At 71.4% G+C, this 23861-nt stretch carries 22 protein-coding genes; 9 read left to right on the forward strand and 13 right to left on the reverse strand.

The annotated features are described in order from the left end of the window. The 3 genes from PINTE_RS23245 to PINTE_RS11930 form a co-directional block, all read left to right on the forward strand. Positions 1–891 (forward strand): sensor histidine kinase (locus PINTE_RS23245; RefSeq protein ID WP_068430687.1); only part of this gene is annotated, 891 nt, incomplete at its 5' end. Then, complete coding sequence (locus PINTE_RS11925) at positions 888–1586, forward strand: LuxR C-terminal-related transcriptional regulator (protein ID WP_281178882.1); 699 nt, start codon at positions 888–890, stop codon at positions 1584–1586. The genes PINTE_RS23245 and PINTE_RS11925, both read left to right, overlap by 4 nt. 210 nt (positions 1587–1796) lie before the next feature. Next, on the forward strand, positions 1797–2147 hold the full coding sequence (locus PINTE_RS11930) for a hypothetical protein (protein ID WP_068430690.1): 351 nt from the start codon (positions 1797–1799) through the stop codon (positions 2145–2147). A gap of 76 nt (positions 2148–2223) precedes the next feature. On the opposite strand, the gene PINTE_RS11935 is transcribed toward PINTE_RS11930, so the two are convergent. The 3 genes from PINTE_RS11935 to PINTE_RS11945 form a co-directional block, all read right to left on the reverse strand. After that, complete coding sequence (locus PINTE_RS11935) at positions 2224–3249, reverse strand: TerC family protein (RefSeq protein ID WP_068430693.1); 1026 nt, start codon at positions 3247–3249, stop codon at positions 2224–2226. A gap of 239 nt (positions 3250–3488) precedes the next feature. After that, on the reverse strand, positions 3489–4145 hold the full coding sequence (locus tag PINTE_RS11940; RefSeq protein ID WP_068430696.1) for a nucleoside/nucleotide kinase family protein: 657 nt from the start codon (positions 4143–4145) through the stop codon (positions 3489–3491). After that, complete coding sequence (locus tag PINTE_RS11945) at positions 4142–5470, reverse strand: PfkB family carbohydrate kinase (RefSeq protein ID WP_068430699.1); 1329 nt, start codon at positions 5468–5470, stop codon at positions 4142–4144. The genes PINTE_RS11940 and PINTE_RS11945 overlap by 4 nt, the downstream gene beginning before the upstream one ends. 1054 nt (positions 5471–6524) lie before the next feature. Here PINTE_RS11945 and PINTE_RS11950 point away from each other — a divergent pair. From PINTE_RS11950 to PINTE_RS11960, 3 genes are all read left to right on the forward strand, one after another. Further along, complete coding sequence (locus PINTE_RS11950) at positions 6525–7022, forward strand: pyridoxamine 5'-phosphate oxidase family protein (protein ID WP_068430740.1); 498 nt, start codon at positions 6525–6527, stop codon at positions 7020–7022. Between the two features lie 263 nt (positions 7023–7285). Beyond that, complete coding sequence (locus PINTE_RS24355) at positions 7286–11257, forward strand: efflux RND transporter permease subunit (protein ID WP_068430702.1); 3972 nt, start codon at positions 7286–7288, stop codon at positions 11255–11257. A 201-nt stretch (positions 11258–11458) separates the two neighbouring features. Then, positions 11459–11923, forward strand: a complete 465-nt coding sequence (locus tag PINTE_RS11960) for an SRPBCC family protein (RefSeq protein ID WP_068430705.1) — start codon at positions 11459–11461, stop codon at positions 11921–11923. Between the two features lie 149 nt (positions 11924–12072). On the opposite strand, the gene PINTE_RS11965 is transcribed toward PINTE_RS11960, so the two are convergent. The 5 genes from PINTE_RS11965 to PINTE_RS11980 all read right to left on the reverse strand — a co-directional run bounded on the left by PINTE_RS11965 (position 12073) and on the right by PINTE_RS11980 (position 16390). Then, positions 12073–12669: a hypothetical protein gene (locus tag PINTE_RS11965; protein WP_068430707.1), complete on the reverse strand. Its 597-nt coding sequence runs from the start codon at positions 12667–12669 to the stop codon at positions 12073–12075. Between the two features lie 42 nt (positions 12670–12711). Continuing rightward, entirely contained in the window at positions 12712–14001 is a 1290-nt protein-coding gene (locus tag PINTE_RS11970) for a hypothetical protein (protein ID WP_068430710.1), read from the reverse strand. Between the two features lie 126 nt (positions 14002–14127). Next, entirely contained in the window at positions 14128–14823 is a 696-nt protein-coding gene (locus PINTE_RS24360; protein WP_245642922.1) for a hypothetical protein, read from the reverse strand. Between the two features lie 210 nt (positions 14824–15033). After that, positions 15034–15531: an alpha/beta fold hydrolase gene (locus PINTE_RS24365; protein WP_245642923.1), complete on the reverse strand. Its 498-nt coding sequence runs from the start codon at positions 15529–15531 to the stop codon at positions 15034–15036. A gap of 217 nt (positions 15532–15748) precedes the next feature. Continuing rightward, complete coding sequence (locus tag PINTE_RS11980; RefSeq protein WP_084343519.1) at positions 15749–16390, reverse strand: acetate uptake transporter; 642 nt, start codon at positions 16388–16390, stop codon at positions 15749–15751. Positions 16391–16809: 419 nt separating this feature from the next. On the opposite strand from PINTE_RS11980, the gene PINTE_RS11985 reads away from it, so the two are divergent. Continuing rightward, complete coding sequence (locus tag PINTE_RS11985) at positions 16810–17820, forward strand: zinc-dependent alcohol dehydrogenase family protein (RefSeq protein WP_306304854.1); 1011 nt, start codon at positions 16810–16812, stop codon at positions 17818–17820. A gap of 44 nt (positions 17821–17864) precedes the next feature. On the opposite strand, the gene PINTE_RS11990 is transcribed toward PINTE_RS11985, so the two are convergent. Together PINTE_RS11990 and PINTE_RS11995 are read right to left on the reverse strand one after the other, a co-directional pair. After that, positions 17865–19292, reverse strand: a complete 1428-nt coding sequence (locus PINTE_RS11990; RefSeq protein ID WP_157087214.1) for a hypothetical protein — start codon at positions 19290–19292, stop codon at positions 17865–17867. Positions 19293–19716: 424 nt separating this feature from the next. Further along, the gene (locus tag PINTE_RS11995; RefSeq protein ID WP_068430716.1) at positions 19717–20229 is read right to left on the reverse strand and encodes an O-acetyl-ADP-ribose deacetylase; all 513 of its coding nucleotides are present in this window, start codon (positions 20227–20229) and stop codon (positions 19717–19719) included. 144 nt (positions 20230–20373) lie between these two features. Between PINTE_RS11995 and PINTE_RS12000 the strand changes: the two genes are divergently transcribed. Continuing rightward, positions 20374–20961 carry an HhH-GDP family DNA glycosylase gene (locus PINTE_RS12000; RefSeq protein WP_068430719.1) on the forward strand — a complete coding sequence of 196 codons (588 nt, stop codon included), beginning with the start codon at positions 20374–20376 and terminating at the stop codon, positions 20959–20961. Positions 20962–20988: 27 nt separating this feature from the next. Here PINTE_RS12000 and PINTE_RS12005 read toward each other — a convergent pair whose 3' ends face one another. Continuing rightward, positions 20989–21858 (reverse strand): 3-hydroxyacyl-CoA dehydrogenase family protein, encoded by an 870-nt coding sequence (locus PINTE_RS12005; RefSeq protein ID WP_068430721.1) that lies wholly within the window; start codon positions 21856–21858, stop codon positions 20989–20991. A gap of 144 nt (positions 21859–22002) precedes the next feature. Next, the gene (locus PINTE_RS12010; RefSeq protein WP_068430724.1) at positions 22003–22635 is read right to left on the reverse strand and encodes a maleylpyruvate isomerase family mycothiol-dependent enzyme; all 633 of its coding nucleotides are present in this window, start codon (positions 22633–22635) and stop codon (positions 22003–22005) included. Between the two features lie 114 nt (positions 22636–22749). Here PINTE_RS12010 and PINTE_RS12015 point away from each other — a divergent pair, with 114 nt between their 5' ends. Continuing rightward, on the forward strand, positions 22750–23559 hold the full coding sequence (locus PINTE_RS12015; protein ID WP_068430728.1) for a VOC family protein: 810 nt from the start codon (positions 22750–22752) through the stop codon (positions 23557–23559). Positions 23560–23623: 64 nt separating this feature from the next. Here PINTE_RS12015 and PINTE_RS12020 read toward each other — a convergent pair. Beyond that, positions 23624–23861, reverse strand: a 238-nt coding sequence (locus PINTE_RS12020; RefSeq protein ID WP_217996574.1) for a hypothetical protein, incomplete at its 5' end; no start/stop codon positions are given.

Below are 23861 nucleotides of genomic sequence, written 5' to 3' on the forward strand. Positions count from 1 at the left end.
CCCCGCGTGCTCGCCGGGGCCGCGCTCGCCGCCGTCGGGCTCGTCGTGCTCATCACGAGCGAGCGGGGCCTGTCGATGGCCTGGGACGTCGGGGTCGCGACCGCCGCCGTCATCGCCGGCCTCGGGCTCGTGCTCGCGCCGTGGATGGCCGGCTTCTGGCGGCGCTACGAGCGCGAGCAGACGGCCCGCATCCGGGAGACCGAACGCGCCGACATCGCGGCCCACCTGCACGACTCGGTGCTGCAGACCCTCGCGCTCATCCAGCGCACCGACGACCCCGCGATGGCCGCGCGGCTGGCCCGCGGTCAGGAACGCGAGCTGCGGGCGTGGCTGTACGGCGGCGCCGCCACCGCGGGCACCCTCGCCGGGGAGGTGGCGCGGGTCGCCCACGAGATCGAGGACACCCACGGCGTGCCGATCGACGTCGTCGTCACCGGTGACCGCGACCTCGACGACGCCGGCGACGTGCTCGTGCGGGCGCTGCGCGAGGCACTGCTCAACGCGGTGCGCCACGGGCGGCCCCCCGTCTCCGCGTACGTCGAGATCGGTGCCCGCGAGGCGGAGGCGTTCGTGCGCGACCACGGCACCGGCTTCGACCTCGACGACCTCGGCGACGTGCCGACGGACCGCCTCGGGGTGCGCGAGTCGATCGTCGGGCGCATGCAGCGGCACGACGGCACCGCCCGCTTCCGCCGGCTCGAGGAGGGCACCGAGGTCTCGCTGCGGCTGCCGTTCGAGGCGCCCGTTCCGGCCGGTCCGACCGAACACCCGCAGCGGCCGGACGACCCGGCCGGCGCAGCCCACCATGCCCACCCGAGCGGCCATCAGGGCCCCGACGACTCCGCTCGCGATCCGCGCGACGCGCCCGCATCCACCCAGGAGAGGCAGTGACCACACCCACCCCCACCTCCGGCACGATCCGCCTCGTGCTCGTCGACGACCACCGGATGTTCCGCAGCGGCGTCAAGAGCGAGCTCGTCGGCGACCTGGCCCGCGGCCTGGAGGTCGTCGGCGAGGCGGCCACCGTCGACGACGCGGTCGCGGTCGTCGCCCAGCAGCGGCCCGATGTCGTGCTGCTCGACGTGCACCTTCCCGGCGGAGACGGCCACGGCGGCAGCGACGTCATCGCCGGCTGCCGCACGCTGACCACCGAGACGGGAGCGCCGGTGCGCTTCCTCGCGCTGTCGGTCAGCGACGCCGCGGAGGACGTCATCGCGGTCATCCGGGCGGGCGCCCGCGGATACGTGACGAAGACGATCTCGCCGGGCGACCTCGTCTCGGCGATCCGGCGGGTCGCCGACGGCGACGCCGTGTTCAGCCCGCGGCTCGCCGGCTTCGTGCTCGACGCGTTCGGCGCCGCCGCCGGGGAGGTGGCCGAGGTCGACGAGGAGCTCGACCGGCTCTCGGCCCGCGAGCGGGAGGTGATGCGGCTCATCGCGCGCGGCTACCAGTACAAGGAGGTGGCCAAGGAGCTGTTCATCTCCGTCAAGACCGTCGAGACGCACGTGTCGTCGGTGCTGCGCAAACTGCAGTTGTCCTCGCGGCATGAGCTGACGGCCTGGGCGATGCATCGCCGCCTCGTCTGACGTCATCGCCTGGTCCGAGAGCCTGGTCCGAGAGTCGGGTCCGAGAGCCGGGTCCGAGAGCCCGGCGGGCAGCGGGACACCGACTCGGAGACGGGACACCTCGCGCTCGATAGCGCCGACTGGGTGTGTGCCCCGAGAGCGGCGTCACCGACTCCCCAACCCGGTCCGGTCGGCGGGCGAGCGCGTCGGCCGCTTGCTTAGGGTGGACCCATGGTCGCTACGTATCTGGCTCTCACCTGGGCACACTGGGGCGGACTCGCCCTCCTCGTCGTCGGTTACATCCTGTCGGTCAGCCGGGGCACGATCAGCGAGGTGATGGTCTGGGGCGCGCGGCTGCAGCTGCTGCTCGGGTTGATGCTCGTGGCGGCCGGTGAGATCGGCCAGGTCCGCGTGTTCGACCACATGATGATCGGCGTCAAGCTCGTCATCGCGCTGCTCGTCGTGGTGTTCGCCGAGATCTCCCGCGCCAAGGCCGCCAAGGGCCAGGGCAACCAGCTCTTCACGCACGCGGCCGCGGCCGCCACCGTGCTCAACGTCATCGTCGCCCTCGTATGGCTGTGACGTACGGCTGAGTTGATCACCCACCGACGAGAGAACCCCTCCGGAGTGTTCCGGAGGGGTTCTTTCGTGCTCGGCGTCAGCTGATCGTGGACTTCTCCCGCTCGGCCGCACGCTCGGCCTTCGTCGAGGCGCGCAGGCTGGTGATCGTGGTGATGGCCAACACGCCGACGATGACGCCGAGGGAGGCCAGGGTCGGGATGACCGGCACCCAGTCCCAGATGCCGTGGGCCCAGTGCATGACGAGCTTGACGCCGATGAACGCGAGGATGATCGACAGCCCGTAGCTGAGGTGCACGAGCTTGGACAGCGCGCCTTCGAGCACGAAGTACAGGGCGCGCAGGCCCAGGAGCGCGAACGCGTTCGTCGCGAACACGAGGTAGGCGTCGCCGGTGATGCCGTAGACGGCGGGCACGGAGTCGATGGCGAAGACGATGTCGGTGCCGAGGATCGCGACGATGACCAGCGCCATCGGGGTCAGCGCGCGACGGCCGCGGTCACGGACGCTCAGGCGGGTGCCGTGGTAGTCGTCGGTGACCGGGTAGAAGCGGCGCAGGATTCGCACGGTCCGCAGCTGGGAGACCTCGATCTCGTGGTCGGCGGGCGACATTGCGTCGCGCAGCAGCTTGACCGCGGTGGCGAGCAGGATGAGGCCGAAGAGCAGGAACGCCCAAGAGAAGTTCGCGATGAGCTGGGCGCCGACGGCGATGAAGATGGCCCGCAGCACGAGCGCGCCGGCGACGCCGATGAGCAGCACGCGCTGCTGCAGTTCGCGCGGCACGGCGAACGCGGCGAGCAGGAGCATGAAGACGAAGAGGTTGTCGACCGACAGCGACTTCTCGACGAGATAGCCCGTGTAGTACTCCAGGCCGATCTGGCCCCCGAAGGCGCTCCACAGGTAGACGCCGAACGCGACGGGAATCGCGATGTAGAAGGCCGACCAGCCGAGCGCCTCGCGCATCGAGACCTCGTGCGGTCGGCGGGTGATGATGAAGTCGAGCACGAACAGGGCGATGACGCCGCCGATCGTCAGCGCCCACAGCATGGGTGAGGCGATGGAGGCGGAGCCGCCGGACGCGGCGGCAGCGAGCATGGAAGAGGACATCACAGGAGAACCTTCGCGGTTGGGCTGTGAGGTCTCCTTCACCCGAACTCCGCTGAGGCGGATGAGAATCGGGCTCGCGCCGGGACGCCGTGGGACGTCGGAATGGCCGGTCGCGAAGGTTCGTGAAGTACTCCCCTCGACATCGAGATAACCAGGCGTTCCCGGGACGTGTCAACTTTCCGTTCGGTCTGTGGACTCCTCGGAGAGCATCGGCTGCTCCCAGGGCTCTCGGCAGGCTCCTATTCGGTGAGCCGGACGACGACGTCGGCGCGGTCGGCGGTCGCCGCGACGACCCGGGCGTTGGCCTCGTCGGAACGCAGCACCCACTCGCGGGCCGCCTGCGGACTGCGGCCGTGGCGGATGTGGCGGTCGATGAGGCGGTGTACCCGCAGGTCGGTGGCTACGTCGACGTACCAGCACTCGGTGAGGCAGGCGCGGGCCCGCTCCCACGAGGGGCCGTCGGAGAGCAGGTAGTTCCCTTCGGTGATGACGAGCGGGACCGTCGGGTCGACGCGGATCGCGCTGCCGATCGACTCCTCGAGCGAACGGTCGAAGTAGGGGGCGTAGACGATCTCGTCGGGGCGCTGATCGCGGAGCCGCGCGAGCAGCGCCGCGTAGCCGTCGGCGTCGAAGGTGGCGATGTTGCCCTTGACCTCGGCCAGGCCCTGCGCGCGCAGCTGGGTGTTGGCGAGGTGGAAGCCGTCCATCGGCACGACGACCGCGGCGCCGGGGCGCAGCGCCGTCACGATCGCGGCGGCGATCGTCGACTTCCCGGAGCCGGGGCCGCCGGCGATGCCCAGGACCGTGCGGGTGCCGCGAGCGGCGAGGTCGGCGGCGCGCTGCACCGCCTCCGGGAGGCGGGTGAGGACGGGTGTCTCGGGTGTGTCGGGTGTCATGGGGAGTCTCCTGGCCGGTGGGTCTCGCGGAGGTCGGCCAGCCAGGAGCGGGTGCCGCGGTGCGTGGTGGACCGGGTGGCGATCGTGGCGGCGGTCGACAGTGCCTGCGGGCGCTGGTCGATCGGGTCGGCCGGGTCGATCGGGCTGTCGGCGAGGCGGGTGGCGAGCCCCCAGGCGTAGGCGCCGTGGAGGGCGTCGCCGGCGGCGAGGGTGTCGACGACCTGCGTGGGTGGCACCTCGAGCTGACCGGTCCCGTGCGCGTGACGCCAGCGGATCGGCTCGGCGCCGTTGGAGATCGCCGCGAAGCGTGCGCCCGTGGCCAGCAGCGCGTCCAGGAGCGCGTCGGGGTCGTCGGCCGTGGTGGCTGGGGTCTCGAGACGGAAGGCCGCGGAGCAGATGATGTCGGTGCAGCGGGGGAGCAGCCGGGCCATCGGGGGTTTCCAGCGGCCGGCGTCGAGCACGACCGGCGGTCTCGTCGGCCTGCGGAAGGGGCCGGGCGGCTGGTCGAGCCCGTGGCGGTGCGTGTCGGTGTCGGCGGGCGCGCTGGCTTCGCCGTCGGCGTCGGCCTCCGTGAGCGTGTCGGTCTTGCCGTGGGTGTCGGCCTCTATACGCGTGTCGGTCTCGCCGGTTGCGCTGGTCTCGCTATGGGTGCCGGCCTCAGTGAGCGTGTCGGTCTCGCCGTGGGCGTCGGCCTCGGTGAGCGTGTCGGTTTCGTCGTGGGTGTCGGTCTCGGTGAGCGGGTCGGTTTCGGTGGGGGCTCCGGTTACACCGAGCGTGTCGGTCGGGCCGAGGGCCCGGGCCTCGGTGACCGCGTCGAGGACGGCGTGGGCGAGGTCGGGGTGGTGGCCGTCGATGAGGACGATGTCGACGGTCTCGTGGGCAAGGTTGTTCAGCCGCGGATCGTCGGGCGCTGGCGGGGTGCTCGCTCCGGCGTCGGTGGAGATGATCTGCCGGGCACCGGTTCCGGCGTCGACGGCGATGGCGGAGACCGCGGGCGTGTAGCCGGCGTCGGCGAGGTCGATGAGCCGCACGTTCTGGCGACGTAGGTCGTCGGCGACGAGACGGCCGAGCGGTCCTGCGCCGACGCGCGTGACGAGGGTGGCGTCGCCACCGAGGGCGGCGAAGACGACCGCGGCGTTGAGGGCGGGCCCGCCGGCGGCGAGTTCCTGCCACGTGGCGGTGGCCTTGTCGTCGGGACCGGGCAGCGCGTCGACGCGCTGGACGAGGTCGAGCGTGGCGAGCCCGACGAAAAGCCCGGCCCTGCGACGCGGTGACGTTGGCGGCTGTGCCGGCGTCGTTGCCGGCGTCTGTGCCGTTGTCGTCATGGCGGTCTCCTGCCTCCCGGCGCTCGACACTACTGCCCGAAGCGCGCGACCGGCCGCCCGCGAAAATGCGCGGCAGGGTGCGGCGTCACGCGGAGCCGCGGACAGGGAGGTAAATCTGCCGCGTCTGCCCGGGTGTTTCTCCCACTATCTTTCGCGGGGCCCGACCTTGTCCGTGTCGGACACTCGACGTTACTGCCCGTGGCGCGGGGTCGGCCGTCCGCAAAGTGCGCGAGCGGCAGGTGCGGGGTAGCACGTAGCCGCGGACAGGGAGGTAAATCTGCCGCGTCTGCCCGGGTGTTCTTCCCACTATCTTTCGCGCGGGCCGACTCGCGCCTGGTGGAAGGCCTGACAAGGGGTGCGCGGGTTCGGTGAGCCTGGGGGAGAGACTGACGCTGGTCCGATGGGGCCCGAGGATGTCTGCCGAAGGGTTGACGCGGCGGTGGGTGCCCGTCGAAGGGCTGACGCGGCGTGGGGTGTCTGCCGAAGGACTGGCGCGGCCGGCTGCGCCTGCGAAGGCGTGGCGAATGCGCCACCAGGGCCTGTCGAGGGCGTGAGAAGACCCGCGGGCTGCCGAATCCGGCGTGCCCGGTGGACGATGCCGGGCTACCCGCGGGCCGTGGTGACTGCGGTGGAATCGCAGCTCACCCGTCCGTAGCCGACCACTGCCCCCGTCGTCGATCGCCACGCGGCGCCGGCGGGGCGGGGGAGGTGTCGGGACGGCTGCGCTAGCGCGCAGTCACCTCACGCGTCCGAAAGTTCTTCACTACTCGGATCACCTCCTTTCCCGTGTCCGCACACGCTAAATCCGCGTCGTCGCAGCGCGCAACGGTATTTTCCGCGGCTCGTCCCGCCGCGAGTGCGTAGGGAGGGCCGCCGAGGGACACGCGGTGGCCCGGGCCGGCGGGGGACATGCGGTGGCCCGGCCCGGCGGGGGAGTGAGGCGGCCCGGCGGGAGACGTGAGGCGGCCCGGCGGGGACGTGAGGCGGCCCGGCGGGGATGGCGGCACTCGCCCCGAGGACCGGGTGCGGCGCCGCAGCGGACACAATGGCGGGCGTGGCTGGAGAACTCAGCGGCCGACGGCGCCGCCCGCACGGCATCGACCTCGCCGACCCCCGTCTGGAGGCGTTCTGGACGCGGCGGCTGCTGTGCTCGCTGACCACCCTGCGCCCCGACGGCACACCCCACGTCGTGCCGGTCGGCGCGACCCTCGACGTGCCCGCCGGCCTGGTGCGTGTCATCACCTCCGGTGACTCCCGCAAGGCCCGCCACGTCGAACGCGCCGGGGCCGATGGCTCCCGGATCGTGCTGTGCCAATTCGACGGCCGGCACTGGTGCAGCATCGAGGCGCGAGCCCAGGTGAGCACCGATCCGGAGGCGGTTGCCGACGCCGAGCAGCGCTACGCCCGCCGTTACCGCACCCCGCGGCCGAATCCTTCGCGAGTCGTCCTCATCGGCCGGATCACGAAGATCCTCGGCACGATTCCCGACCTCGAGGTCGATCCGGGACCCGCAGCAGGCGACGTCGAACCGGGTCCCGCACCGCGGGGCTGATAGCTCGAGTACCGCACCGCCCGCCGCTTCCCGGGCGCCTCGCCCGTTCCTGGTCGCCCCGCAGTTCTCGGCCGCTCACCGCTCGCCGCGGCCGGTTCCCGGTCGCCCCGCCGGTGCAAGGCCCTCCCGCAAGGCCGCACTCGGCGCGAGGCCGGCCTGTGAGATCTCGGGGACGGGGGCTATCGTCACGCGCATCGACGGGAATCCGTCGGCGTCGACGCGTCCGGATCCCCACCCGGGCCCACCGAGCGGAGGTTGCCGACGTGCACCACCTGACACGTGTCAGCCTTGCCAATCGCGCCGTCGTCGCGCTGGTCACGCTTCTGCTCATGGCGGTCGGGGTGTTCTCGGCGACCACGCTCAAACAGGAGCTGTTCCCGTCTCTGGAGCTGCCGTCGGCGGCGGTGGTCTCGGCCTACCCGGGCGCGGCGCCCGACGTCATCGAACGCGAGGTCACGCGCCCGATCGAGGAGGCGGTGCGCCCGGTCGCAGGGGTGACGACCGTGACGAGCACGACCACCCGCGGCTTGAGCCAGGTGCGCGTGCAATGGGACTACGGGCAGGATTCGGCCGCGGTCCAGCATGACGTCGAGCAGGCCGTCTCCGGGGTGCAGTCGCAGCTGCCGCAGGACGTCGAGCCGCGGGTGATCGGCGGGAGCCTCGACGCGATCCCGATCATCGCGCTGTCGGTGACCAGCGACGACGACGAGACGACGCTGGCGCGCAAGCTCCAAGACATCGCGGTGCCGCGGCTCTCGGAGATCGACGGGGTGCGCAGCGTCACGGTCTCCGGGGCGCGGGAGAGCCAGGTCGTCATCACCTTCCGACCGGCCGACGTCGAAGAGTTCGGTGTCACCCCCGCGATGCTGCCGCAGGCGTTGCAGGCGGCCGGGGTCACCGTGCCGGCCGGCAACGTGGAGGTGCGGGGTTCGCAGGTCGACGTGCAGGTCGGGCGGCCGCTGTCCAAGCTCGCCGACCTCAAGGCGCTGCGCCTGCAGGGCACCGACGGGCCGGTACGGCTCGAACAGGTCGCCGACGTGACGACTGAGCCGGTCGAGGCGACGACCCTCTCCCGCACGAACGGCCAACCCTCGCTGGGGATCTCGGTCGTCAAGGACACCGAGGGCAACACGGTCGCGGTGGCCGAGCAGGTGCGCGAGGCGCTGCCGGGCATCACCCGCCAGCTCGGCGGCGGTGCGGCGTTCAGCACGGTCTTCGACCAGGCTCCGTTCATCGAGAAGTCCATCGAGGACCTCGGCACCGAGGGCCTCCTCGGACTGGCCTTCGCGGTGTTCGTGATCTTCGTGTTCCTGCTGTCGTTCCGCCCCACGGTCATCGCAGCGATCTCGATTCCGACATCGCTGCTCATCGCGCTCATAGGGCTGTGGTCGGCCGATCAGACGCTGAACATCTTCACGCTCGGGGCGCTGACGGTGGCGATCGGTCGGGTGGTCGACGACTCGATCGTCGTCATCGAGAACATCAAGCGGCACGTCGGGCTCGGCGAACGCGGGGCGGGCGCGATCGTGCGGGCGGTGCGCGAGGTCGCCGGGGCGGTGACGGCCTCGACGATCACGACGGTGGTCGTCTTCCTGCCGCTCGGCCTGGTCTCCGGCGAGGTCGGTGAGCTGTTCCGCCCGTTCGCGTTCACGACGTCGGTCGCGCTGCTGGCCTCGCTGTTCGTGTCGCTGACGATCGTGCCCGTGCTGGCGTCGTGGTTCATGGTGCCGCGCTCGGGTTCGCGCCGCAGCTCGCGGTTCGCGAGGCGGGCCGAGGCCGAGCCCGATCACGAGGCGCAGACCTGGCTGCAGCGGCCGTACGTTCCGACGCTGCGTTGGGCGCTGGGGCACCGCGTGCTGACGCTGGTGTTGGCGCTCGCGCTGTTCGCCGGTTCGATGGTGCTCGTGCCGCGGTTGCGCACCGACTTCCTCGGCGATGCCGGGCAGGACACGCTGACGGTGGCCCAGGACATGTCCCCGGGCACCACGTTGGCCGTCACCGACGCGGCGGCCAAGAAGGTGGAGGCGGTGCTGTCGGCCGATCCGTCGGTGCAGTCGGTGCAGACCACCGTGGGGGGTGGCCAGGGGCGGGCGGCGTTCGGCGGCGCCGGCAACGCCGCGACCGCGTCCATGGTCGTGACGCTCTCGCCCGGGCAGTCCGCGAGCGAGGTTGGGCAGCGGTTGCGGGGGGAGGTGGTCAAGCTGACCGACGTCGGTGAGGTGCAGGTGCGGTCCGGAGGCGGGCCGGCCACCTCCGACGTGGAGATCCAGGTGCAGGGCAACGACCTGGAAGCGCTGCGCGAGGGCAGCGACCAGGTGGCGGCGATGATGCGCGGCGTGGCCGGCCTGGAGGAGGTGCGCAGCGATCTCGGGCAGACGACGAACCTGCTGCAGGTGACGATCGACCCGCAGAAGGCTGCGGCGGCGGGCATGACGCAGGCCGAGGTCGGCCAGGCGGTCGCGTCCGCGGTGCGGGGCACGCCGGCCGGCCAGCTGGTGTCGGACGAGAACCGGCAGGACATCCTCGTGCGCAGCCAGGAACCGGCACAGACGGTCGCGCAACTGTCGCGCATCGACCTGCCGATCAGCCAGAAACAGACGATGGACGCGCGGGCGGACGCCGCGGCCCAGGTCGCCGACGAGCAGCAGGCGATGCAGGAACGTCAGGCCGCGCAGGCCCGGCGGCAGGCCGCGCAGCAGATGCAGTCGCTGCGGGCCGGGCGGACGCAGGCGCAGCGGCAGGTCACCCAGCTGGAACGGCAGCTGCGGGCCAGCCGCACCCAGACCCAGCGGCAGGTGGCGCAGCTGGAGCAGCTGGTCGCGACCCTGCGCCAATGGACCCGCACGGCCGCCGCCGCCGTGTCCACGGCACCTCCCACCGCCGCCCGGCAACCGGCCCCCTCGGCGAGTCGGACGGTAAACCCCTCGGCGAGCCCGACGGCGGCCCCCTCGGCGGCTCGGGCCACCACTCCCGCGGTGGCTCGGGCCGCGACTCCCTCGGCGGGCCGGGCCGCGACTCCCGCGGACGCCCGGTCGGGCAGACCCGCGGCATCGCGGCCCACCCCGTCTCCGCGCAGGTCGGTGCCGTCGGTGCAGGCCGGGTTGTCGCGGGCGCAGCAGGCCCTGATCCGGCAGATCGAGGCGCAGGTGACTCAGCTGGAGGCGGGCCTGGTGCAGGCCCGTAGGCAGGTCGCCGCCATGGACCAGCAGATCGCGGCGGCGCAGGAGGCGCAGAAACGCGGCACCGAGCAGGCAGATGAGGCGGCGCGGCTGGCTCGGGCCGCGCAGGACGCGCAGTCCGCCCAGGCCACGCCGCTGCGGCTGAGTCAGGTGGCGACGGTGCGTGAGGTGGCGGCGCCAGCGACCATCACGCGCACCGACGGAGTGCGCACCGTCACGGTGAGCGCCACCCCGACGGGCGACGACCTGTCCGCCACGAACGCCGCCCTGCGTGACGGCATCGAGGCGGCCTCGCTGCCCTCGGGCGTGACCGCCACGCTCGGCGGCGTCAGCGCCGACCAGGAGGAGGCGTTCCGGCAGCTCGGGCTGGCGATGCTCATCGCGATCGCGATCGTGTTCCTCGTCATGGTGGCCACGTTCCGGTCGCTGATCCAGCCGCTCATCCTGCTGGTGTCGATCCCGTTCGCGGCGACCGGCGCCGTGGCCCTGCTGCTGCTGACCGACACGGCCCTCGGGCTGCCGGCGATGATCGGGCTGCTCATGCTCATCGGCATCGTCGTGACGAACGCGATCGTGCTCATCGACCTCATCAACCAGTACCGCGCGGCCGGTGACGGCATCGAAGACGCGATCATCGACGGCGCCAGGCTGCGCCTGCGGCCGATCGTCATGACCGCGATGGCCACGATCTGCGCGTTGATCCCCATGGCGCTCGGGCTCACCGGAGGCGGTGTGTTCATCTCGCGCCCGCTGGCCATCGTCGTCATCGGCGGACTGGTGACGTCGACCCTGCTGACGCTTCTGCTCGTGCCGGTTCTGTACGACCTCGTCGAGTCCGGCCGCCAGCGGATGCAGCAGCGCCGCGGCCGGGGCGGCGACGACGGGCAGAGCGACGACGGGCCGGGCGACGACGGGCGTGGCGGTCCGAGCGGCGGCGGTGACGGGGATCCGAGCAGCCCACCGCACGACCCGCCCGGCGCTCCACTCGAGGAGGGTCGGTCGCCGTGGGAGCCGCCCCGCGGGCCGTCTCCGACGACTGAATTGCCCGTGCGGTGAGGCAGTCGGACGGGCCTGACCTGACACGAGAAACGCCCAGCTAGGACGTCTGGGACATTGGGCCTGGACACTCACCCGTTGGCGCGGAATACTGCCCACTGCACCATGCCTCGCGGTGGTAGCTGCCGCCGCGAACCACACACCCTCGCATCGAGGCGACGGCCTGCTCGGGTCATCGGCTCGACCGAACCGGAGGACCCGATGACTGCGAACATCATCGTCACGGTCGAACGCACCTTCCCCTACACACGGCCCCGCGTGTTCCGCGCCTGGACGGAGCCGGACGAGATGGCGCAGTGGCGTGGCAGCCCCGGCTGGCACGTGGAGAAGGACACCGTGACGTCCGAGCTGAAGCTCGGCGGCAAGCATCACCACGTCAAGGTGCGCGACAACGACCCGTCGGTTCGGGTCACCACGGACGCGACCTTCACCGAGTACTTCGACCCGGACGTGTTCGTGGCGCGCCAGCGCATCACCGGTGACGCCGGCATCGACCCGGACAAGCCGCTGGAGCTGCGCGTCGAGTTCACGAAGATGGGCAAGGACGGCACGCTGGTGCGCATCATCCAGGGCCCGTACAGCCCCGACGTGGCGCAGTACCACGCGGAGGGCTGGGAGAAGGAGCTCGAGCGCCTGTCGGGCTTCCTGCAGTCCAACCCCTCCTGACGAAGCACCGGAGACCGCCTGCAGCAGGCGGGATCCGGTTGTGCACGACGTCGCCACGGCCCGGTTCACCCACCCGGTGAGCCGGGCCGTGCGGCGCGCACCCACACCGTCACGCATGGCGAGACACGCGCGGACGGCCGCCAGCCGGCTCATGGCAGGTGCGCGGTGACGCAAACGAGCCGCCTGGTGCGGTCGCGCGGGGCGTAGACCCCGGCGAGATGCCAGCCCGGCCGGCCGTGCAGCGTCGGCCGCAGGCAGCGAAAGGCGTCGTCGGCGTCGACCTCCCACGTCGTGGTGAGCCGGTGCCGCCAGACGCGGGTCGAGATCGCGCCGTGCGAGCGCCATCCGGTGGCGACGGCGCGGACTTCGTCGCGATCCAGGCCGCGGGTCTCGACGACGGACAGGGCACGGTCTCCGGGCGGCCCCAGCCCGATGATCTGGCGATGCCCCTGGCGGTCGGTGCTCGTGATGACCTCGTCCCCGCTGGCCAGCGTGGTCAGCGCCGACGTCCGCAGGAGCCGGTAATGCCCCGCGCGCAGGCGTTGCGCGGGGAGCATCTCGTCCGGAGGCATACCGGTGCCCGGCAGCAGCACCAGCCGCACCTGGTAGGTGGTGTCGGCCGTGCGGGGGTCGGCGAGGTCCGGCGCAGCGGTGCCGTCGCCGTTCGTCCTGCCCCGCGGGGCGATGCGCTCGGATGTCGCTGAGGAGGCGGTCGAGGGAGCGATCGATGGGTTCATGGTCGTCATGGGGGAATCTCCTGGGCGTCGTCGATGCCGAGAGCGGCTGCGCTACGCAGCGCTCTCTGTCGCGGTCTTCGCTCGGGACGCGCGGGCACGCGTGCCGCGAGGCGGGGTCTGGTTCTCCGGCGACTCGGGCGCGGCGTCGGGTTTCTCAGCACGCCGGGAGCCGTCGACGTCGGTCGACCCGGGATCGTCGCCGGTCACGGACTTCTCGACCTCCGCCCCCTCGGCCCCAACGAGTTCCGCGTCGCCCGGTTCACCGACGGACGGCTCCGCCTCCAGAGCAGTGGGGTCGGTCGCGGAGGCCCGCTCAAGACGGCCGCGCTCGACGAGCGCCTCGTGCGATTCGATGATGAGTCCGCGGACGGCAGCGGTCTGCAGGCTGGGGGCGCAGAGCAGCTCGCCGAGACCGGCCCAGCGCCGCTGGAGATGCTCCGGTTGCCCCTGCCGGAACTCGTAGGACACGGTGTGCTGGCGCACGCAGGCCGAGCGCAACAACGACACGCCGCGTTGGTTCGCGCCGCCCACGACGTTCAGGCGGCGGGCGACATCACGACGCGTCAGGCCGGGATCCTGGCCGCGGCCGTTGCTCTCGACGGCGAGGACGACGAGGCCCGAGGCGATGGTCTGGTCGCGGGACTTGCGCCGGAACAGGCTGGGGTCGAGGCGGGCCGCCCGCCGCAGGAGCCGGTGAGCGATCGTCAGCAGCTCGGGTTCGTCGACGCCGTCTGCGGTGAGGCCGGTGACGATCATCGCGTCGATGAGTCGCACCCGCTCGTGGATGTCGGCGGGCACCTCGCTCAGATCCAGCGTCTCGGCGGGCACGGGCTCCCGGTCGAGAGAGGCGAGGGCCTCGACGCCGCCGACGAGTTCGGCGAGGTTGTCCAGACAGCGCCGGCGCCGCAGCTCGGCCTCGGTCGGGGCCCCCGCGAGGTAGGCGGCGCGGGCCTTTTCGAGGGCGTCGCCGGTGAGCAGGCGCCACTGCGGGTCGATGTTGCGCCGCTCGTGACCGTGTTCGATGACGCGCCGCAGCACACGCACGAGGGCCTGACGTTCCTCCAGGGAGCGCAGCCCGTGGCGGGGATCGTCTCCGGACAGCACCGCACGCACGAGATGTGGCCCCCACACGAAAGCGTCCCGGCAGCCGTGGGTGTGCGCGAGATGCAGCAGGGTCTCCAGGTGCGACCCGTCGCCGGGCCCGATCAGGTTCGCCTCGGCCAGCTCGCTGCAGCATTCCATGAGCGGGTTCTCGCGGGGACGCCAACCGTAGGGCGACTCGTACCCGTCGGGCGGGTAGCGCGTCGCGGAGGGGTACTGCGGGTCGTAGAGGTAGCTCATGGCCCGACGCTAGGAGCGGATGACCAGTCTCCGCTCGGCTCGAACGGCATCTGTGGATAACCACATGACCGCGCGCAGGGCTGTGGACAGATCTACGGTCTCCCGCGGAGCCGGAGACTCCAGTGACTAGGGGACGACCGGCAGCGCCCGGCGGTCGATGCGGTCGTTGACGAACGGGGCGGGGCGGTAGTCGATGAACGCCGCCTCACCGAGGCCGGTCTTCTCCGCGGCCCGCTGCAGGGTCAAGGGCTGCGCCACCTTGGCCCACCGGCCCGTCGTGATCCGGGCGCGCAGCGCGTCGACGGCGGCGACATTCTCCGCCACCGTGAACGTGCAGTGTCCGGTGCGCTGCACGTACGCCTCGCGCAGTAATCTGGCCTTGCCGGCGGCGCGCACCTTGCCAGCGTAATTGTTCACGTACTCGACGGGCGCGGCGGGGTCGTCGGTGGTGTGCATGGTCAGCACCGGCACCCGCAGCGCCCCGACGGGATGTGACGTGCGGGCCAGCCAGGCGATCGCGTGCGGGTCGGCGGTCACGTCGGCGTCAGCGGTGATGCGATCGAGGTCGGCCGCCAGATCCAGCCCGGCAGAACGGTAGAGCGCGGCGACATCGTCCCGGCGGGCGCTGCGCTCGAGCAGCTTGGCGTAGTCGACCCCGGCGTTCCAGCCGCTGTCGCCGCCGGCGACGTTCTGCACGTCGACGCGGCGGGTCATCACCATCGGCAGCGTCGCGACGAGGTAGCCGTACTCGGCCTTCTCGATCGTCGCCGGGTCCGTCGACGGCCGGGCGGACACGTCGGTCGACCACGTCGGCACATTCATCAGCGCCGCTGCGAGTGCGATGCGGGCCCGCCCCTGCGCGCTGCCCTGGGCGGTCTTGACGGCGGCGACGAGCCGGTCGGCCTGCGCTGCCGCCTCCTGGGTCGAGCTGAATTTCGTCAGCTTGACGTTCTGCCCGGGGAGCAGGAGCGACGCGACCGCCTGGGCGCCGTCGAGTTGGTAGTTGTTCAGGTTCAGCCCACCGCCGAGCAGTCAGCACGTGGAGAGGGCGCCGTCGATCTTGGCGTCGGGGCGCTCCGCGAGCAGGCTGCTGATGAGGCCGCCCATGGATCGGCCGAGGGCGATGGTGCGCCGCGGCGCGCCGACCTTGTCGGTGAAGACGGCGAGGGTGCCGAGTTGGTCGTCGACGGCGGTCTCCAGGGCCCACCCGAGGCGGGAGTAGGAGGCCTGCGCGACGGCGTACCCGCGGGCCTGGAGCGCGTCGGCCGTGGGGGTGAAGTTCACGTCCCGCAGCGGGTTGTCCGGGCCGGTCCGGTAGCCGTGGCTGAACAGCACCAAGTCGCCGTTCCAGTCGGCGGGCACGTCGATGGCCCAGGTCGATCCGCTGGCGAGTCTGCCGTCGAAGTGGCGCGGCTCGGCCTGCGTGGCAGAGCCGGCGTCGGGCCCGGATGCGAGCCCGGGCGCAGCGCTCGTGGCGAGGAGGGCAGTGGCGGCGAGGGCGGCCAGGGCGACACGGGGCAGAGACTTCATGGGGGGCTCCTCGACGCTGAGGCAGACGGGTCGGCCGGACCCGCCGGCCCCGCTCGGGCGTCAGCCTTCTCTGTGCCGCACAGGTCTGTCAACCGAATCGTGGTTCTTGCGAGAAGCGCTACGGACAAACCCAACTCGGCGTCGAGGCGAGGCCACCGACATGCGCCGATGGCCCCGCTCGTCGCGAGCGGGGCCATCGGCGCAGGGGCGGTGGGTCTTACTTGCGCCGCGGCCAGGTGGGGATGACGACCCGACCAGCGGTGGCGTTCATCGTGGCGGCGAAGGAGCAGTACCAGGCGCCGAACGCGGCGCCGAGGCCGAGCCAGCCACCGGCCCGGACGGCGGCGGTGATGCCCATGAAGTCGCCGACGGCGAGGCAGATGAACGCGCCGAGCAGGAAGATGAAGGTGACGAACAGGGCGGTGTTCGTCTTGCTCACGCAGGCGGTCATGTACGCGGTGAAGATCGTCCAGCCGAGCAGGAAGAGGCCGACCGCTTGCCCGTGCCCCTCGTGGGAGACGGTCGCCGGGAACTCGGTCTGGGTCGACAGGTACCAGAAGGCCATCCAGAACCCGCCGTAGGAGCAGAACGCGACGCCGCCGAGCGTGTTGTCCTTGAAGAACTCGAGCACGCCGGCGAACACCTGCACGATGCCGCCGTAGAAGAGCGCGAGACCCAAGACGACCGGCTTGAGTTCGGCGTCGAGGAGGCCGGCGTTGAACGTCGACAGCACGAACGTCGTCAGGGCGAACGCGGCGGTGCCCAGCGGACCCGGGTCGCCCATGACGAACTTGGTGTTCAGCGGCGCCGAGGTGTTGAGAGTGACCTGGGTGGGTCGATCATCGAGCGATGCGGACATGAGAGAAGCCTTCCGTCGAGCAGGCGCTACGACGGGTTCGCAGCGCTGCGAAGTGATCTCACTGCGCTCAGAGTTGCAGCGCGGAAACCTCCGGCGCTGTGGGCCATTGGTCCCGCCGCGGCGAACGGTCGGGGGGCCTGCGTGGACGGCGCCTCCCAGCAGCGTGAACGCGCCGAGCGGACCGTTCGGCGCTCCGTCACGTCGCCGAACGGCAAACACTCCGTTGGAGACATTTGCGTGCGATTCGCGCGTCAGGGGTCGATCGAGCGGAGCCGGTCGCCGAGCCGCACGAACGCCAGACCCCGATCTAGGAGACGGGGTAGCGCCCGCGAGAAGCCCTCGGCCGTGGCGCACCACCCGAGATCCCCGGACGCGGGCGTCGGCCGCGCAGTAGCGTCGGCCTGCAGGAGGGCGAGCAGATGAGCGACATGCGGGCGTGGGTGGTGTCGGAGCCGGGGCCGATCGACGGGCGGCCGCTGCGCCTGGAACGCCGGCCGATTCCCGAGCCGGGCCCGGGTGAGGTGTTGGTGCGGGTCGAGGCGTGCGGCGTGTGCCGCACCGACCTGCACGTCGCCGAAGGCGACCTGCCGGTGCATCGCGAGCGGGTCGTCCCCGGCCACGAAGTCATCGGGCGAGTCGCCGGGCGCGGCGCCGGCGCAACGCGATTCGCCGACGATGACAGGGTCGGCATCGCGTGGCTGCGGCACACCTGCGGCACCTGCCGGTGGTGCCGCGCGGGCCGGGAGAACCTCTGCCCGCAGTCGCGCTACACCGGTTGGGACGCCGACGGCGGATACGCCGAATATGCAACGGTGCCGGAGTCGTTCGCGTACCGACTCCCCGATGACCTGGACGTCGCGAGCGCCGCGCCGCTGCTGTGCGCCGGCATCATCGGCTACCGATCGCTGCGGCGCGCGGCCCTACCTCCCGGAGGCCGACTGGGACTGTACGGATTCGGCGGAAGCGCGCACATCACGGCGCAGGTCGCGATCGCGCAGGGCGCCGAGGTGCACGCGATCACCCGCGGCGAGGGCGCCCGGGAGCTCGCGTTGGCCCTCGGGGCGGCCTCGGCGGTGCGCTCCCACGAGGCGCCGCCCGTGCCGCTGGACTCGGCGATCATCTTCGCGCCGGCCGGCGACCTCGTGCCGCTGGCGCTCGAGGCACTTGCCCCGGGAGGAACCTTGGCGCTCGCGGGAATTCACATGAGCGACGTCCCGACTCTGAACTACCAACAGCACCTGTTCCGGGAGCGCACCGTGACCAGCGTGACGAGCAACACCCGCCGCGACGGCGAGGAATTGCTTACTCTCGCCGCGCGGCTCGGCATCCAACCGCACACGAGCACGGTGCCCCTGGACCGGGCGGACGAGGCGCTCGCCGACCTCGCCCACGGGCGGGTGACCGGGGCGGCGGTGCTGATCCCGGACTGACCGGCGCCGAGCGCCTCAGGAACGGTTCATGAGGGCGATGAGGCTCAGCCTTCCGGGTCCTCGTCGGCATTTGCGCGCTCGGAGGCGGCGAGGGCGCGGCGGTACCTGTCGCGCTCGTCGATGATCGCCCGGCGCTGCGAGGCGACGAGGAATCGCGGGTCCGCCAACACGGGGCGGGTGTCGGTCCGGGAGGCTTTGACACCGATGGCGCGCTGCATGGTCTCGGCGCGTTGACGCACGTCCTTCACGCTGAAGCGCCGCAGGATCTCGGCGGCAGGGGGTGTGTGCGGCTCGCCGATGAGCCGGTTCGCGCGGCCGGCGAGCCAGGCGATCGCCGCGGCGGTGGTGCGCTCGTTCGAGCCGCGCCGGAAGATCGCCGGATCGCCCGCCGCGACCGCGCTCAGCAGCCGGCGGCAGGCCGTACGGCCCTCGATGCCGAAGTCGTCGAGCACGGCCGCGTCGACGAGACCGGCGATGCGCTGGACGTCGTCGCGGATGTCGGCTGACACGGCGTCGAGGTCGAGGGGCTCCTCCGGCAGCGCGGTCGTGTCGAGTGCGTCGAGGACGTCTTCGCCGCCGACGCTGGTGGCGAGTGATCTCAGCACGTAGGCCTCGAACAGGCCGTCGCCGGTGCCGAAGGACTCGATGATCCGCTGATTCTCGTGCAGCTTCACGGTCGTCTCCGCGAGCTTGCCGTACACCGGCTCCAGTTCGGCGATGGTGCCCAGCAGCCTGGTGCGTTCCGCCGGGCCGGTATCGAGGCGCTCCCCGCAGTAGGTGATCACCTGACGCAGCACGTGCGGCACGCGCTCGCGGTAGGCGAGGTCGCGGTCCGGCTGCTCGTGCATCCAGTCGACGAGCAGGTTCTCGATGCGCTTGGCATTCCAGCGCAGAGGGTCGTGATCCCCGGTGTCGGTCGCGAAGCGGAAGATGTCGGCGGCGATCTGAGCATCGCGGCCGTCGGGCTCGCGGGACAGGTCCTCGGCCTGGGGCGACGAGAGAAAAGCCTCCACCAGGTCGCGCGGATCGGCAGTGGCATCCAGGCTTTCGGTGTCGGACAGGGATTCCGCCTCGAGGTTGGCGGGCAGCCGCGCCGTGAGCCACGCGAGCAGATGACGCACAGCCGGCCACAGCGGGTTGTCGGCAAGGGTCGGAGCCGGCTCCGACAGGGCCAGGTGGCGCAGCCCGGCTGACATGAAACGCCGCGCCCGGGAGAGTGGCACCGGTGTGACCACCGTGGCGGCCGTCCGCGGATTGTTGCGAATGGTTGAGACAAATTCGTCGAGCCCCATCGTCGCCAGATAGGCGTCGACCATGCCGGAGTCGCCGCTCAACGTCAGGGCCGCACAGCGGCGTACCCCATCGGGCCAGTCGACCTCGATCACGTAGTCGGTCCCGTCCCCGTCGGACAGATTCAGCGTCACGGCCCTGCGGACACGCGTCGATTCCAGATCGCCGATCAGAGCCGGCATCGGTTGCCGCCGACCCCGCACGACCGCGTCGATCCGCTCCCGCAACGATTCGTCGCTGGTGAAGGCGGCGATGACGTGCAGGGCCGCGGTCGTCTCGGCGATGTCCACCTCGACGAACGAGTCGGTCAGCGCGGCCAGGGCGGCGTCGACGTCCTCACCCACGGTCGCCTCCGGGGTTCCCGGCTGCGAGGCGAGCGCGGTCTCGATCATCAGGCAGACCTGCAGGAGCACGTCGATGCCGTCGCGCCGCAGCGCCAGGCGGAGCTCCGGGATGAATGGCACGTCGGAGGTGTCGGGGTGCGTGCGCGGCGTCGACGGCGCATGGTGGCGTGGGTGCCGCAGCCGCGCGTCACCGCGGCGGACGTGCTTCGGTCTGCGTCGCTTGGCCATGGGCCCAACCTACGGGCCGACCGTGTCGGGGCCGTCACACGTCGGCGAGGACCGCCTGCGCCAGGTCGAAGGTGGCCTGGTCGAAAAGCACCAATGTTGCCTCGGTGACCTGGGTCGGGGTGGCGCGCAGTGTCGTCACGGCCTGGCGCACGGCGTCGTCCTTGGGCCAGCGGTAGACACCGGCGGAGATGAGCGGGAACGCCAAGGTGCGCGCGCCGAGCTCGTCGGCGACCCGCAGGCTGTTGCGGTAGCACGAGCGCAGCAGCTCGGACTTGTCCTTGGTCTTGGCCCACGTCGGCCCCACCGTGTGGATGACGTGCCGAGCCGGCAGGTCGCCGCCGGTGGTCGCGACCGCCTCGCCGGTGGGCAGGCCGTCGGGCCACTCGGTCTCCCGCAGCCGTTGGCATTCGCGCAGGATGGCCTTGCCGCCGGCGCGGTGGATCGCGCCGTCGACACCGCCTCCGCCGAGCAGCGAGTGGTTGGCGGCGTTGACGATCGCGTCGACGTCGAACGTGGTGATGTCGCCTTGGGCGAGAGCGATGTCCATGAGTCTCCCTAGGGTGCCCGATCCGTTGAGCCCATCGTGCCGCGACCGCGGGAGCCCGTCCTGTTGACCGCGAACTGAGGGATGATCGTCGAGCCAGCCGGGTACTGCGCGGCTGTGACCTCACCTCGTGACATCGCCCGTCGAATGTTGCAAGAACAAGGCACAACCTTCGCTGAGGATGCCGGGATCACGTTGCGGGACAAACCGTCTCCGTTGTGGCAGTTGCTCGTGTTGTGCCTGCTGTTGTCGACCCGGATTAGTTCTCAGATCGCGGTGGCGACAGCCCGAGAGTTGTTCGCGGCCGGCTGGCGCACCCCGGAGCGCCTGCGCGACAGCACCTGGCAGGAGAGGGTCGACGCGCTGGGCCGCGGCGGCTACCGACGTTACGACGAGAGCACCGCCACGAGGCTTGACGAGGCGGCAGCTCTGCTCCTCGACCGGTGGCACGGCGACCTACGACGGCTCCGCGACGAGGGCCGGACTGACCCGGCGCGTATCAGTCAGTTGCTACAAGAGTTCACGGGCATCGGCCCGGCCGGTGCCGCGATCTTCCTGCGCGAGGCGCAAGCCGTGTTGCCCCAGCTTCGGCCGTACGCCGACAGTCTTGTGCTCAAGGGCGCCGCGAAGGCGGGCTTGCCGCAAGACGGCGACGCCCTCGCCGGCCTTGTTGACGAGGCGGAGTTCGCCGCCCTGGCCGCCGCTCTCGTGCGCGTCGCGCGCGACCGTTCGTGACGCAGCAGCCAGGGTCAGGCTCGTGACCTACGACTCCTGCGAGTAGTCGTAGAACCCCTTGCCGCTCTTCTTGCCGAGGTCACCGCGGGCAATGTACTCATCGAGTAGCTCAATGGTGTTGGTCGGCAGGCCGGGCCGCTCGTCCATGTAGTGCAGTTCGATGTCGCGCACGACGTCGAGGCCGACCTTGTCCATGAGTTGGAAGGGGCCCCAGCTCATGCCGAAGTTGATCATCCACATCTGGTCGATGTCCTGCGGGGTGCTCACGCCGTCGGCGACGACCGACAGACACTCGCGCTTGATGGCCGCCCAGATGCGGTTGAAGATGAACCCGGTCGACTTCTTCGCGGCGACGAAGCCGTAGACGCCGTGCTTGGCCAGCTCCTCCTTGAGGAACGGCAGCACCTGCTCGTCGGTCTGGCCGCAGCTCATGAGGTCGGCGGCGGGCAGCTCCGGCGGCTGGTAGAAGTGCACGTTGCAGACCCGCTCGGGGTGCTCGACCTCGCCGATGATCTCCTCGCTGGCGTACGAGGAGGAGTTCGTCGCGAGGATCGCGTCGGCGTCGGCGATCTTGTCGAGCTCACCGAACAGCGAGACCTTGAGGTCCTTCTTCTCCGGCACGGCCTCGACCACCAGCCAGGAGCCGGGCACGGCGTCGGCCATGTCGTCGAACAGCTCGATGGTGCCGGCCTTGCCGCCGTCGATGGACTTGATGACCGTCGGCGTCATCTCGTCGACGTACGCCTTGGCGGCCTCGCGGACCTCGGGAATCTTGTCGACGACCCGCACCGTGCCGCCACGGTTCGACAGCATGAGGGCGATCTTGCGGCCCAGCGTGCCGCCTCCGATGACCGTCACGGGGCGGGATTCGATGTTCGTCGGCATGGTGAACGCCATGGTGTGACCTCCGGGTCGGTAGGCGCGTGATCAGCGCAAACGGATACGAGCGGCCCTGCGTCGGGTCGGCTAGGGCCCATTCTGGTCCGCGCCGTGCGCGCCCGCGTGGGTTTCGTCAGGGTTGGCGGGTGCGACGGCGGGCAATCAGGTCGGCACGTCGACGAGCGCCACACCGGCGCCGCTGAGTTCACCCAGCGCGTGGCGGCGGCCGGTCGCGAGCATGAGCAGCGCGAGCGCCGGCCCGCGCACCTGCGGACCCTGCCCGAGGCGCAGGTCGGCGTCGTCGGCCACCAGCGTCACCCGCCCGACGAGCGACCTCGCGCCGCCCATGCTCTCGGGTGTCTTGGCCTGGTAGGCGAGGGCGGCGGCCACTGCCTCCGGCGGGTACGCGCGCTCGATGCCGAGAGCGCGCCGGATGTCCTCGCCGTGCGCGATCTCCTCGACGATCCGGCTCTCCACGGCCGCAAGGAAAGTCGGGGGACCGGTGCGGCGATCGGTCACCGCCCGGAGTCGGTCGAGGGTCTCCGCGGGAGTAGCACCTTTCGCCGCCGCGACACCGTTGGCGTTCTGTCCGTCGAAGTCGAAACGCGCTGCGATCATCGCCCGCAGCAGCCGCGCGGGCGTCGTCAGCGCGTTGTCCACGAGGTGAGCCGCCACGTCGTGCACGCTCCACCCGGAGGCCAGCGAGGGCACCTCCCACTGCTGGTCCGTCAGGGGCGCGAGGTCGTCGATCAGTGCGCACCGTTCGGCGTGCACGGCGCTCCACACATCGGGCACAACAACCCTCCTGGCGTCGTTCGTCGCGGCGCCGCGATGATTTCGACGCCTACCGTGAGTCTCAATCCGTACAGGGGCGGCGCACCGCCGCCACGAGACCTCAGGGAGTCTGTCATGACCACTTCGACGCAGAACGCCGACGTCACCAGCCCGTCGCGCCCGGCCGGAAGCCCGGCGTGGATCGACCTGTCCACCAGCGACATCGAAGGCGCCAAGGAGTTCTACGGCGCGCTCTTCGGCTGGACCTTCGAAGACCGCGGCGAGGAATTCGCCCACTACCACTACCTCCTGCGCGACGGCGCGCCCGTCGGCGGGCTCATGTCGACGCAGGGCATGGCCTGCCCCAACGGTGGCGAGCTGCCCACCGAATGGGGCGTGTACCTCACGGTGCCCGACGCGGAGGCGGCCGTCGCCGCTGTGGAGCAGACGGGCGGACAGGTGATCGTGCCCGCCTCACCGATGGGCCAGGCGGGCACGATGGCCGTCGCGGTCGACCCGGCCGGCGCCGTGATCGGCCTGTGGCAGCCCGGCGACTTCGCGGGCTTCGAGCACTCGACCGAGCCCGGCTCACCCGTGTGGTTCGAGTCGATGAGCCAGTCCGTCGACGAGGCGGTTCCGTTCTACGAGAAGGTCTTCGGCTGGACGATCAACGAGATGCCGGGTGACTGGCGCTACGTGACGAACGGCTCCGAGGAGACCGCGACCGCCGGGCTATGCGACGCCCGCGGCGTCGTCGCCGACGGCACCCCCTCGTACTGGCGCGTCTACCTGACGACCTCCGATGTCGACGGTGACCTGGTGCGGATCGGCGAGCTGGGCGGCAGCGTGCTCGACGGACCCGTCGACTCGCCCTACGGCCGTGTCGCCACCGTCTCCGACCCGCAGGGCGCGAGTCTCCAGCTGCTGCAGCCGCCGAGCGCCTGAGACGAGGCTTCGCGCCCGGCGTCACCCGATCCTGGGGGCGCCGGGTCGCGAGGCGGCCGGCAACTCAGTCGTCCTCGTCGTCTTCAACGTCCTGCTCGTCGTTCTGGTTGTCGTCGTTCTGGTCGTTGTTGTTCTGGTCGTCGTTGTTCTGGTCACCGTCCTGTTGCTCGACACCCGGGTTGTTGTCGGATTCCTCGTCCGGCTGGCCGGGACAGGCGGCGAGCAGCGGTGAGACGGCGAGGAGAAGACAGGCGAACACGCGCTTCACAGTGGACTCCCAACGGTCGCGGATATCGCACGAG

This window comes from Piscicoccus intestinalis NBRC 104926 (assembly GCF_001515525.1).
GTDB classification, from domain to species: domain Bacteria; phylum Actinomycetota; class Actinomycetes; order Actinomycetales; family Dermatophilaceae; genus Kineosphaera; species Kineosphaera intestinalis.

Coding starts and splice junctions, on each gene's coding strand:
- PINTE_RS24365 (WP_245642923.1), bottom strand. CDS start 15,531: ATGAAGTCTCTGCCCCGTGTCGCCCTGGCCGCCCTCGCCGCCACTGCC.
- PINTE_RS11940 (WP_068430696.1), bottom strand. CDS start 4,145: ATGACACCCGACACACCCGAGACACCCGTCCTCACCCGCCTCCCGGAG.
- PINTE_RS24360 (WP_245642922.1), bottom strand. CDS start 14,823: ATGAATGTGCCGACGTGGTCGACCGACGTGTCCGCCCGGCCGTCGACG.
- PINTE_RS11965 (WP_068430707.1), bottom strand. CDS start 12,669: ATGACGACCATGAACCCATCGATCGCTCCCTCGACCGCCTCCTCAGCG.
- PINTE_RS11945 (WP_068430699.1), bottom strand. CDS start 5,470: ATGACGACAACGGCACAGACGCCGGCAACGACGCCGGCACAGCCGCCA.
- PINTE_RS11990 (WP_157087214.1), bottom strand. CDS start 19,292: ATGCCGGCTCTGATCGGCGATCTGGAATCGACGCGTGTCCGCAGGGCC.
- PINTE_RS12005 (WP_068430721.1), bottom strand. CDS start 21,858: ATGGCGTTCACCATGCCGACGAACATCGAATCCCGCCCCGTGACGGTC.
- PINTE_RS11970 (WP_068430710.1), bottom strand. CDS start 14,001: ATGAGCTACCTCTACGACCCGCAGTACCCCTCCGCGACGCGCTACCCG.
- PINTE_RS11930 (WP_068430690.1), top strand. CDS start 1,797: ATGGTCGCTACGTATCTGGCTCTCACCTGGGCACACTGGGGCGGACTC.
- PINTE_RS11980 (WP_084343519.1), bottom strand. CDS start 16,390: ATGTCCGCATCGCTCGATGATCGACCCACCCAGGTCACTCTCAACACC.
- PINTE_RS11960 (WP_068430705.1), top strand. CDS start 11,459: ATGACTGCGAACATCATCGTCACGGTCGAACGCACCTTCCCCTACACA.
- PINTE_RS12000 (WP_068430719.1), top strand. CDS start 20,374: ATGTTGCAAGAACAAGGCACAACCTTCGCTGAGGATGCCGGGATCACG.
- PINTE_RS11995 (WP_068430716.1), bottom strand. CDS start 20,229: ATGGACATCGCTCTCGCCCAAGGCGACATCACCACGTTCGACGTCGAC.
- PINTE_RS12015 (WP_068430728.1), top strand. CDS start 22,750: ATGACCACTTCGACGCAGAACGCCGACGTCACCAGCCCGTCGCGCCCG.
- PINTE_RS11935 (WP_068430693.1), bottom strand. CDS start 3,249: ATGTCCTCTTCCATGCTCGCTGCCGCCGCGTCCGGCGGCTCCGCCTCC.
- PINTE_RS11985 (WP_306304854.1), top strand. CDS start 16,810: ATGAGCGACATGCGGGCGTGGGTGGTGTCGGAGCCGGGGCCGATCGAC.